General features: G+C 45.9%; 9 protein-coding genes. 3 read left to right on the top strand and 6 right to left on the bottom strand.

The annotated features are described in order from the left end of the window. Positions 1 to 274 precede the first annotated feature (274 nt). Positions 275 to 838 (top strand): Panacea domain-containing protein, encoded by a 564-nt coding sequence (locus G7Y37_RS08915; RefSeq protein ID WP_165063118.1) that lies wholly within the window; start codon positions 275 to 277, stop codon positions 836 to 838. A gap of 15 nt (positions 839 to 853) precedes the next feature. Then, positions 854 to 1,369 (top strand): GNAT family N-acetyltransferase, encoded by a 516-nt coding sequence (locus G7Y37_RS08910; RefSeq protein WP_165063117.1) that lies wholly within the window; start codon positions 854 to 856, stop codon positions 1,367 to 1,369. A gap of 83 nt (positions 1,370 to 1,452) precedes the next feature. Here the strand turns inward: G7Y37_RS08910 and G7Y37_RS08905 are convergent, their stop codons facing one another. From G7Y37_RS08905 to G7Y37_RS08880, 6 genes are all read right to left on the bottom strand, one after another. Further along, positions 1,453 to 2,433: a YafY family protein gene (locus G7Y37_RS08905; RefSeq protein ID WP_165063116.1), complete on the bottom strand. Its 981-nt coding sequence runs from the start codon at positions 2,431 to 2,433 to the stop codon at positions 1,453 to 1,455. A 116-nt stretch (positions 2,434 to 2,549) separates the two neighbouring features. Beyond that, a complete protein-coding gene (locus G7Y37_RS08900) occupies positions 2,550 to 5,462 on the bottom strand; it encodes an ABC transporter permease (protein ID WP_165063115.1) in 2,913 nt (970 codons plus the stop codon). After that, positions 5,459 to 6,142 (bottom strand): ABC transporter ATP-binding protein, encoded by a 684-nt coding sequence (locus tag G7Y37_RS08895; protein ID WP_165063114.1) that lies wholly within the window; start codon positions 6,140 to 6,142, stop codon positions 5,459 to 5,461. Before G7Y37_RS08895 ends, G7Y37_RS08900 begins: the two co-directional genes overlap by 4 nt. A 113-nt stretch (positions 6,143 to 6,255) precedes the next feature. Continuing rightward, positions 6,256 to 7,254 (bottom strand): sensor histidine kinase KdpD, encoded by a 999-nt coding sequence (locus G7Y37_RS08890; RefSeq protein ID WP_165063113.1) that lies wholly within the window; start codon positions 7,252 to 7,254, stop codon positions 6,256 to 6,258. Further along, a complete protein-coding gene (locus tag G7Y37_RS08885; protein ID WP_165063112.1) occupies positions 7,255 to 7,926 on the bottom strand; it encodes a response regulator transcription factor in 672 nt (223 codons plus the stop codon). Between the two features lie 48 nt (positions 7,927 to 7,974). Then, positions 7,975 to 8,751 carry a DUF364 domain-containing protein gene (locus G7Y37_RS08880; RefSeq protein WP_165063111.1) on the bottom strand — a complete coding sequence of 259 codons (777 nt, stop codon included), beginning with the start codon at positions 8,749 to 8,751 and terminating at the stop codon, positions 7,975 to 7,977. A gap of 134 nt (positions 8,752 to 8,885) precedes the next feature. Between G7Y37_RS08880 and pckA the strand changes: the two genes are divergently transcribed. After that, a complete protein-coding gene (pckA, locus tag G7Y37_RS08875) occupies positions 8,886 to 10,448 on the top strand; it encodes a phosphoenolpyruvate carboxykinase (ATP) (RefSeq protein ID WP_165063110.1) in 1,563 nt (520 codons plus the stop codon). Positions 10,449 to 10,755: the final 307 nt, after the last annotated feature.

The raw sequence follows: 10,755 nt of genomic DNA, 5'->3' as shown, positions 1-10,755 counted from the left end.
CCCGTCCCTCTATTCGATGAATAATGACGCCCGTCCTGTTCGTCAAACTGTAAGGCTTGGGGGCATGTGGAAGGGTGCAAAACAGCGCACCACGCAAAAACAGGTAGAAAACGTGTGGGTAGGCAAGGGATGGCGAAAACCATGCTAAATCCCACACGTTTTAAGACTTACCCAAAATGTGTCAAGATAACGTCAGAATTGAAAAGCCTAATTGTTTTGCTGTGAAGACACGAACTAATGTTGTAAAATCTGATTTATGGAAAGGGGGGACGCTATGAACGATAATGCGCAAACGTTACAGGCTACGGCATCGGATGTTGCAAAGTATATGCTTGATAAAAAGGGGTCGCTGACTGGCTATCAGATTCAGAAGCTTCTTTACTATTGCCAGGCATGGAGTATGGTTGTGAATGGTAGACCTCTATTTCTAGATGAGATTCAGGCGTGGGAGCATGGACCTGTAGTGCCCTCTGTTTCACGTCAACATCAACATCTTCGCATGGTTTATGCACATAGCATAACGGGTGATGCAAGTCGGCTCTGTCTTGAGGATCAGCGTCTCATAGATGCTGTTCTTGCTACATACGGCGTGATGTCTGGTGATGATCTTGAGCATCTTACGCATAATGAGTCACCTTGGGCGAATGCCTACAACGGACATACCGGGTCGGGTGCTGCTGTAATCGAGCGAAATGCTATGGCTGCGTACTACTCAGGTCTCTACGCTTCTCCGGAAAACGTTCGGAAAGATCACTGTGTTCCTCGATTTGATCATCCACGCAATCTTTATGTTAAAGACTCGGATTTTTTGTGGCTTCTAGACTATCTTGAAGATTAGGTGAGTTTTGACTAGATGCCTGACGCGTGGTTTACCGATATTATTCTTTTATCCGAGGATACTTATGAGATGGTTCGTTCTTTTGCTTGCGGCGAAGAAGCGCTTGATAGGTGGTTGCATCAGTCTAGCATCAAGGATATTCGGAGCGGAGGTTGCACCGTACATATATGCCGAGACAACAAAAAGCTACCTGTCGCTTTTTTCTCACTAAGTTCGACATCTATACTCTCATCTGATTTATCGCGGTCTCAGCAGGGTGGCATAACTGGTCATATTCCGGCTATTCTTTTGGGTAAGATGGGGGTTGAGGTATCACGTCAAGGCAGCGGGTATGGAACGGCGGTTCTGAATTGTGCGAAATGGTATGCTCTTCAAGCTAGTAAATATGCGGCTGCTAGGCTGCTTGTCGTTGATGCCCTGAACGTTAATTTGATTTCGTGGTATGAAAAGCGAGGGTTCGTATCTCTTCCCGGAGACAAGAGTCGGCTTGTTTGTAAGATGAGCAAAATCGAGAAGGATTTTGTGATGTAGTTTTCAATGCTAAAGAGTTTTTAGTGGTAATGGAATATTCTTCTCAGGTTTTGTGCACTTGCTGGGTAAGCCTTAAAACATGTCTAGTTTTCTAGAAGTCTTCTTAGATAGTCTTTGTATTCTTGCAGTAGGCTTTTTGGTTTGTCTATTGTAACCGCACCACCCATACTGGCTATCCATCCAAAGAACTGTTCGCTTTTTCGAATGCGCACAAGCGCTTGTGCTTCATTTTCACCTATAGGGGATATACGCGCATGTTCGCCAAAGCGATCCATTAGTATTTCCACCTTATCGCCCTGCACGTGTAACGTGGCTATTACACCTTCACCATCGAAGCGCCCAAAGTATTCATGTGCGGTTTCGTCGAACATATGGTTGCTTATGGCGTTGTTGCTGGCGGCGTGTTCGTCCGACACTTTTAGGCGCTCCATACGGTCTATGCGAAATTCCGTAAAGTTTTCGTGCTTGTCATTCCACGTGGTAAGGTAGTAGAAACCATCGGCGTATACAACCTTAACTGGCGTTACTATGTGTGGTTTGCCATCGTGCGTGGGATGCTTTTTGCCATCTACCCCATATTTGCAGTACACAAACGATATCTTTTTGCGATCGCGTAGTGCTTTGTGAATAGTGTCAATGTATTCAAAAACGCCATCGCTTTTATTCTTAATGCGTCCGGCTACGTGTATCTGCCGATCTAGTTGCTTACGTTGCGAATTGCTGGCTAGAAGTTTGATATTTGTAGTAAGCGCGCGGCTTTGGCGCACGGTTAAAAATTTGCTCGACTCAACGGCATCTACTAGCAGCATTAATTCCGGCAATTCGAAGCTGCGCTGCGCTATCGCATATTCTACGGGTTTGCGCTTGTAAATTTTTATATCCATACCGAATTCGCGAAGTACATTTATGTCGCGATAAACGCTTTTACGCTCGGCATATATTCCAAGTTCATTCAGGTTCTCGATAATGTGCGCCATAGAAATGCCATGTTGTTCGTCAGTTTCATTTTGAAGCATTTGCATGATGTAAAGCAGCTTCAATTTCGATTTATTGTTTGCGGTCATACCCTGCCTTTCGTGGCGTTTTCAAATGAAGTGTACCACGAAAGGGGCAGCTATATATAAGGTATGCGGCAGCTTTTAAATATAGCGCCGCATACCTTGCTTCGCTATTGGTGCAATCAGATATTATCCATTCTCAGCGCTTCAACTACATTGTTGGCTTTGCAGCGATGCATTCCAAATGCAGCAGATACGCCCATAGCTAGGGTTGTTATTGCAATGGCTATGGCGGCGTATGTCCACGGGAAGTTAAATGCAAGCCCCGACATAGATTGTGTAACCATGCTGAACAGCAAATACGACACAACAGCGGATAGCAACATGCCGGGAATTAGCCCCTTTATGCCGAAGCTTACACATTCGTTCATTATCATTGTGCGGAATTGTTTGTCGGATAGCCCGATAGAGCGCATGACTGCAAATTCGCGCCTGCGCAATATTAAGCTGTTTGTTACGGTGTTGAAAACGTTTGCTACAGCAATAAGTGTAAGTATGCTGGTGAATAACAGGCAGAATACATTTACTATTGTAGCCATCATATGCGCATTGTCTTGCTGAATCAGGTAGTCGTTAACTGTAAACCAAGCTAGCTTTTCGCCGGATGCTGAATTAAGTTGGTTTTTAGCTATATTTGTAAGCGATTCAGCCAATTCTTCATGTTTGTTGTCTTTTGCGTTAAACGCTGCGGAAAACGATGGAGAAGTGGTGCCGAACGAATGCGTTTGTGCAAGCGACATAGGAACTATTAAACGGGGCGTTCCTGTCATGCCGACAATGTCGGGCATTTCATCTGCCAGATACGCAATGTCTAGCGATTCTGTTTGAACCTGCACGTCCTCCATCGGTACAGTTGTGGTAGTGTCGTTTTCGCCTTTAATGCTTGGCACAAAGGTAAAAGCTGCTTCGCCAGTTTCGGTGTTAGTGGAATATTCGCATCCAAATCCTGAAACGGGTGTGCCTTTATAGTCGCCGCCAGTTATAACCTGCACATTTCCAGATTGCTTGAATATCTCGTTTAGTTGGTAAGTGGTGCCGTTGTTGTCGTATATGCTTTTTGTGGCAATGGCTTTTGGATGGTCTGGGTTATAGAATTCGGCGGGGCTAGCTCCTATTTTTTCAGCAAATGCGTTAAAGGTGTTGTCGTCGATATACATAAGATAGACAAGTGCGCCATATGAATCATCTGCTAGTTTTCCTCCATTTGTGGGTGTAGGGGCTGAGCTGTCGTTTGTGTTACGGAAGCTGTCGCCTGCTAAATTTTCAGGAAACACGATAGGCATTAAGTTGCTTAGTAACCAACCTTGGGGCTGTGCGTTGGCATCTTGGCACATTGAATTGTATGCGTCTTCGTATATTTGAATTTGTGAATTTATATCTAGACTTGCATCTGGTTCGAGCTGTGCGCCTATTCCTACATCGTATTTGACGGTTTCATCGGCTGCTTTAACTAGATAGCCTATAAAGGTATTCAGCGATCCTGCCGTCATTAATAACACTATTGCCAAAGCAAGAGATATCGCTGCAGTTTTACCTTTAGATGTTCCGCGCTTATTGTTGATATGTGCCAGCGTGCCGCCTATTCCGAATATACGGCTTGTAATTCTGCGCTTTTTCCATAAACTGCCAAGATCGGTGCGCTTTGCTGATTTTTTGCGTCCGCGTTTTGATACACGTCTTTCATTTGTGCTGTGTAGTGCATCTATGGCGCTTACGCGCCCAACGCGCCAAGTGGGTATAAATACCGACAGTATTACTGTTGCAAATGTAAGGCAGGCAGCTAAAACTACAGCCCATGGTGATACAGATATGACATAAGGCACTTTGCCGCCAATTGCAACAATAAGATAAGGCTCTAGCGCAGCGAATGTAACCGCGCATCCTCCTATGCCAATTAGTAAGCCAAGTGGTATGCCTACAATAGCCACTAAAAGCGCTTCTAGCATAACGGAGCGGCGCAGCTGTTTGCGTGATGCCCCTATAGAAGAAAGCAAACCAAACTGTCCCATGCGTTCTGCAACAGAAATTGCGAACGCGTTATAGATAAGCGAAACGCATGCCACGATAATAACGGATGCAAGTACGGCGACTATGCCGAAAAAGGTGTTCCAGATTGCGCCATCTCCGCGTATCCACATGTAACGCAACATGCTGGAATGCAGCGTTATGTCTTGCGAGTTTGAAAAAACTTCTTCGGCGCGCTGTTCAATCTGCTCTGTGTTCGACATTCCGCTCATTGTTATATAGCCAAAAGCCGCGCCGTTGGCATTTGGGTCGTTTGCGGTGAAAGCCGCTATGCCGATGTCGTAAGATATAGAGTATAGAGAGTATGGAATATAGTCACAAAAACCTACAACACTAAATTTGCGCTCTTGTATGTTGGTAAGTGTTTCGTTGAAGGTGCCGCCATCTTTGCTTGCGTCTAGGTATTCTATTGAGGAATCTAAAATATCGCCTTCTTTTATATTGGCACTATTGCTGTTTGCATCGCTTTTGCCAGGCTGTTCTGCGGTGGATGTGCTTGCGTTGTCTGTCAGTACTGCCATGCGCTGACCAGCAGGCATTTCAAGCGTATCGCCAATTTTTATACCTTCGCGCTTTTTCCATGTATCTATAACGATAATTTCATTTTCATTTTCTGGCATGCGACCTTCCGTCACATGTATACCGCACAGCGTGTCTGCATTTTCTGAAATGTTAACGATGGGGAAATAGTATCCAAATACATTGCGTTGCTTGTTGCTAAGTTGTCCAAAGCCTACATCTTGCAACACGGCGTAATCGTCAATTTTGCCCGCTTCCTTAGCTTCGTTTAGCTGTTGTGTGGGATTATCTGTATCGTCTAGTTTTGACATCGCCATCCAGTTGCCCGACGTAGCTTCTTCGGCGTGATAAAGATAGTCGTTCAGTGTGGTAAGCGAAGTTAGCACGGCTATTAGAAGTGCAGCCGCGAGAGCTACGCCTGCTACTGTTACTGCGGTGCGAACCTTGTTTGCGCGCAGCGATTTAAGCGTGAATCTGCCCATGGCGTTCATCGACGTATCCTCTCGTCGCGCACTATGCGTCCATCTTCTATGGCTATTACCCGATCGGCGCTAAGAGCTATTTCTTCGTCGTGGGTAATAACCAGCATCGTTTGACCCATTTCTTTGTTTGAATCGCGAAGTAGCTGCATAATTTCGCGGCTGTTTTTCGTGTCTAGATTGCCTGTAGGTTCATCAGCTAGCACAATTGACGGCGCATTCATGAGGGCACGACCTATTGCTACGCGCTGTTGTTGTCCGCCCGATAGCTGGCTGGGCAAGTGTCCTTCGCGTCCGCGCAGCCCTAGCTTGCTTAGCAATACGCTAAGGCGCTGCACGTTTACTGCGCGCCCATCTAAAGCCACAGGTAATGTCATATTCTCAACTACATTTAACACTGGAACCAAGTTGTAAAATTGATAAACCAGCCCAACTTCCCGGCGACGAAATACGGCTAGCTGCTCGTCGGTTGAACTGTAAACATCTATGCCGTTTACAGATACGTTTCCCGATGTTGGTCTGTCTACGCCTCCAATTAAATGCAACAGGGTAGATTTGCCCGACCCCGAAGAGCCCACTATGGCGACAAACTCACCTTCTGCCACTGAAAAGCTAACATCATTTAGCGCGTGTGTTGCGGCTTCATTTTCTCCGTATGTTTTCGTTAGATGATCGACAGTTAATATATCCATTTTATCTGCCTTTCTACTGCGTTTTTGGCTTGTAGAAAATTATGCGTCGCGTATCTTGCGCTTAAATGACTTATAAATTACAAAATAGTTATTTAGTCGTGTAGCCGCTGGGGCTACACTATCAATTTTGGAAAAGCTATTTGGAAACGTGCGCCGCCTTCGGGTGAATTGTCGGCTCGTAGCATGCCGCCTTGGACAGATATTAGGGCTCGAGCCAAGGCCAGTCCTATGCCGAAGCCCTCTGAGGAAGAAATTGAATCGCTTTCGCCGCGATAGAAACGCTCGAATATATGCGGTAGGTCTTCAGGTGCTATTCCGCATCCCGAATCGCTTATGGTTATAGTAGTTGCCAGCGTGTTTTCAGATGCTTGAATGCGAACTTCGCCGCCTGCCGGTGTGTGCTCCATGCAGTTTTTCAGGATGTTTTCTATAGCTTCAGCTGTCCAAAGTGCGTCTCCTGTAAAAGCCGCGTTGTCTTCGATGTCTATTTTTAAGGTAATATCTCGAATGTCGAAAGAAATTTCTAGTGGAGCTATAGCGCGTTTGATAATATCTGCCACTTTTATATGACTTGTGCGTGCCTGTACAGAACCTGCGTCCACTTTCGCAATTTTTAGCAGAGTGGTTACAAGCCATGCTATACGCTCTAGCATTTCTTCTAAGTTGCGAACTGCGCGTTTGCGCTGTTCTGGGTTGTCTATACGTTCTATATCTGGAAGCATTAACTCTACCGCCGTTAGCGGTGTTCGTATTTGATGCGATATGTCTGCCAATGAGTTGGCTAATGCATTTCTCTCTTGCTGCAACTGCTCGGTTGTGCGCGATAAGCACGCTACCATTTTTTCTAGCTCGTTGGATAGGATAGCTACATCGCCTTCGCGGCATTCGGCAAGTTTTACACGATGCCCACTATGCAGTATTTCGTCAATACTGGTTGAGAGGCGCATAATTTGTCGGTGCCGCCAAAGAGATATTGCTATGAAGAAAGCCAGCGCGGCAATGCCTACTCCTGCACACCAAAGCATTGCATTAGGCGGAGCCAAGCAAGTTATTAGCGCTATTACTATCGCCAGAGCAATGCTTTGTTTTAGTAGTGTAGAGTAGGAACCCACTTATTTACCCACTTTATATCCCATGCCGCGTACCGTTGTTATTATTTGCGGCTCTGTCGGGTCGGTTTCAATTTTTTCGCGCAGACGCTTTATATATACATTTATTGCGTTATCTGATACATATTCGCCTGCGCTATCCCAAATGGCATCCTTTAGGTTTTCGCGCGTGATTAGTCGGGTTTTATGCTGCAAAAAATAGAGCAGAAGTCGATATTCTAATGCGGATAGAAAAAGTTCCTGTCCGGCTTTCATTACCTGAGCCGATGTGGCATCAAGTTGTATATCACCTGCACTAAGTATTCGCTCGGCTGGATTTGCTTGGCGAAGCGCTGCTTTGATGCGCGATACCAGTTCGCGCGCGCGAAACGGTTTTGAAATGTAGTCAACAGCACCCATGTCTAAGCCGGCAACGGTTGAGTATTCATCATCTGATGCTGTAAGGAAAATGATAGGCATAGAAGGCGCTGTCTTGCGCGCTGCAGCACATACTGCAAAGCCATTTCCCTCGGCGAGCGTAACATCTAGCAGCGCTATGTCGAAGTGCTGCGATTCAAGTTGTGCCAATGCTGCTGATTGAGTGCTTTCGGATACAGTAGACAGACCTTCAGCGGACAGAATATCGGTTAGTGCATGCACTATTGCATTGTCGTCTTCAACTAAAAGTACCCGCATAACTGCTTCCTTTCAGTGTTTTGAAAGCGCAAAGGTGTATTGTAGGTGCTATTGGAGCTTTTCTGCGCTAACCATCTGCAAGGCTCCGCCAAACGACATTGCGCCGCCCGATTTCACGGATTGTCGCGCGCGTTCGGGGTCTAAAACAATACTGCCAGCTAACATGTTAACACCTGCATCCATAAGTACCTGCGACATAACTACTGAGGGTCCAACCATTGTTACGTGGGCGTTGCAAGCCAACTCTAGCAGGCGTGGACAGGTTTTATTTTCTAGTGTAACCCCTGTTATGAATGCAAAATTGGCATTTGGAAGTACGTATTCGCACGCCGGATCAGGTGTATCTAGTTCGCTTCGGCAGTTGCGCTCTAATACGGTTAGGTTTGCGTATTCCAATATGCGATCTACGTGGGGAAAATGCCCGACAACAACAACTTCGGCATTTTCGGTTTGTTCGATGCGTGGACGCATAATTTCGAAAGCGTCAATTTTGTGAATAGATCCATCCGGCAATTCGATGGGCTTGTCATAAGTTGCGCCCATCTTGTCTATAAGATGCTTTTGCCCATACCAAGCATTCAGGGCGGCAATTCCTAATGTGGCTTCTTCAAAACACCACGATTTGGAAAGTTTTGCCATTTCGCGCAAAGGCAGTTGGCGAAAATCGCGATTGTCGGTGGGTTTAGTACCGCCGCTACAGGTGAAAGAAACTCCCATTGCACTTTCAGCTTCTACATAGCTCCAGTTTTTTCCGAGGCAATAATCTATTACCTGTACATCTTCTGGAACTCCATCAATTAATTGATCGTAAATCGTCCAAGTCATGATTTGCCTTTCGCTTAGAATTTAATGAGCTAGTCTAGTTTGCTTTATACTTGCATGAATATAGTATAGGCGTACAGCTGGTTAAAGAGCGCATCTTTCCGCTACAATCCATGTAGTCAAACAAAAGGAGAGACATGAGTCTGCATGCTTTGGAAGAAACAGGCATTCAACCCACACAAAATGTGTATCGCAATTTAGCTGTGGCAGATTTGGTGGAACATGCGCTGCGCAATGGTGAAGGCGTGCTTTCTGAAACCGGTGCTTTAGTTGTGAACACGGCTTTGCGTACCGGGCGTTCTGCTAAAGATAAATTTATTGTTGATTCTTCTGAAGTGCATGATGAAATAGCGTGGGGTGCGGTTAATGTAGCAATTTCTCAGGAAGTTTTTGATGCGCTTTATAGCCGTGTGGCGGCTCATCTTTCAGACGGTGATATCTATGTGTTTGATGGGTATGCTGGCGTGCCTCCCGATTATGCAAAACAGTTTCGTATTGTTGGCGAGTTGGCTTCGCAGGCGTTGTTTGCCAATCAGTTGTTGCGCCGTCCTAGCGAAAAAATGTTAGCTGGTTTTCAGCCTGATTACACATTTTTGGTAGCACCAAGTTTCAAGTGCGATCCGAAGCGCGATGGCACGCGAAGCGATGCAGCCGTAATGATAGATTACATTAACAGGAAAGTAGTAATTGCTGGTACGCGTTATTCGGGCGAGATAAAAAAGACGGTATTTTCGATAATGAATTACGTGTTACCCAGTCAGGGTGTGTTGCCCATGCATTGTTCTGCCAATATGGCGCAAGATGGCTCTACCGCGGTCTTTTTCGGACTATCTGGTACGGGCAAAACTACGCTTTCTACCGATAGGACACGGCGTTTGATAGGCGACGATGAACACGGTTGGGCTGATGATATGGTGTTTAATTTCGAAGGTGGTTGTTATGCAAAATGCATCGACCTTAGCGAACAGCACGAGCCCGATATTTACAATGCAATTCGCTTTGGTGCGTTGGTAGAAAATGTGGTGGTAAATCCCAAGACGCGACAGCTTGATTTTGCCGACAGCAGCATAACCGAGAATACGCGCGTGGGATATCCTGTAAGTTATATTTCAAATATACAAGCTGATGGCAAGGGACGCGTACCCAGTACGGTTATATTCTTGACAGCCGATGCTTTTGGAGTGTTGCCACCCATTGCGAAACTCAATCTAAATCAGGCAATGTATTATTTTCTTAGCGGTTACACATCTAAGGTAGCGGGAACTGAAGTTGGTGTTAGCGAACCGGTGCCCACGTTTTCTACTTGTTTCGGAGAGCCTTTCTTGCCGCTAGATCCACTTCGCTATGCGCTAATGTTAAAGGAAAAGGTTCGCAATGCCCGCGCCGATGTATATTTGGTCAATTCGGGGTGGAATGGGCGTGGTGAGCGAATGCCGTTGAAATACACACGTGCTATGGTGAACGCTGCTTTAGATGGGCAACTTGATAATGTGGACTATGTGCGGGACGCTCACTTCGGATTTATGGTGCCAAGTAGTTGTCCGGGTTGTCCGTCCTACATGTTAGATCCGGTGCAGTCGTGGGCTAGCCGTGCGGAATACGATTTGCAAGCCGTGAAGTTGGCTGGTATGTTTCGTGACAATTTTGCTAAGAAGTATAGCCACGTTCCGAAAGAGATACAGCAAGCTGGACCCGCATGATGCGGGATTGACGGCAAGAATTCCCGTGCCGCAAAGACGCGAGGTTAATTTTAGAGAAAAAATGGTCAAAACTTCCAGCTTTCCACACTCAAACACACCTAATGGCACCCGCCGAAGCATCATTGAACACTGTTTGCCCAGTGTTCTTCACAATTCAGGTCAACTATGGGGCAGTTCAACGATCGTGTGCCGAAAGTTGGTGTCAGGAGCCACTTTGAGATAGAAGTGACCATTGCCTAGAATCGTTTTTGTGAAAGTAACCGATTCAGCAGAAAGGCAACGGCCACTATGGACACTTTACAGGATA

This window comes from Adlercreutzia sp. ZJ154 (assembly GCF_011039055.1).
GTDB lineage: Bacteria > Actinomycetota > Coriobacteriia > Coriobacteriales > Eggerthellaceae > Adlercreutzia_A.
The sequence above is the reverse complement of the archived record's forward strand: the minus strand, read 5'-3'. Positions and strand labels throughout refer to the sequence as shown.

Bases quoted from the DNA above. Each gene is read 5' to 3' on its own strand.
- G7Y37_RS08880 (WP_165063111.1), bottom strand. From the start codon at position 8,751: ATGACTTGGACGATTTACGATCAATTAATTGATGGAGTTCCAGAAGAT.
- G7Y37_RS08910 (WP_165063117.1), top strand. From the start codon at position 854: ATGCCTGACGCGTGGTTTACCGATATTATTCTTTTATCCGAGGATACT.
- pckA (WP_165063110.1), top strand. From the start codon at position 8,886: ATGAGTCTGCATGCTTTGGAAGAAACAGGCATTCAACCCACACAAAAT.
- G7Y37_RS08900 (WP_165063115.1), bottom strand. From the start codon at position 5,462: ATGAACGCCATGGGCAGATTCACGCTTAAATCGCTGCGCGCAAACAAG.
- G7Y37_RS08885 (WP_165063112.1), bottom strand. From the start codon at position 7,926: ATGCGGGTACTTTTAGTTGAAGACGACAATGCAATAGTGCATGCACTA.
- G7Y37_RS08895 (WP_165063114.1), bottom strand. From the start codon at position 6,142: ATGGATATATTAACTGTCGATCATCTAACGAAAACATACGGAGAAAAT.
- G7Y37_RS08915 (WP_165063118.1), top strand. From the start codon at position 275: ATGAACGATAATGCGCAAACGTTACAGGCTACGGCATCGGATGTTGCA.
- G7Y37_RS08905 (WP_165063116.1), bottom strand. From the start codon at position 2,433: ATGACCGCAAACAATAAATCGAAATTGAAGCTGCTTTACATCATGCAA.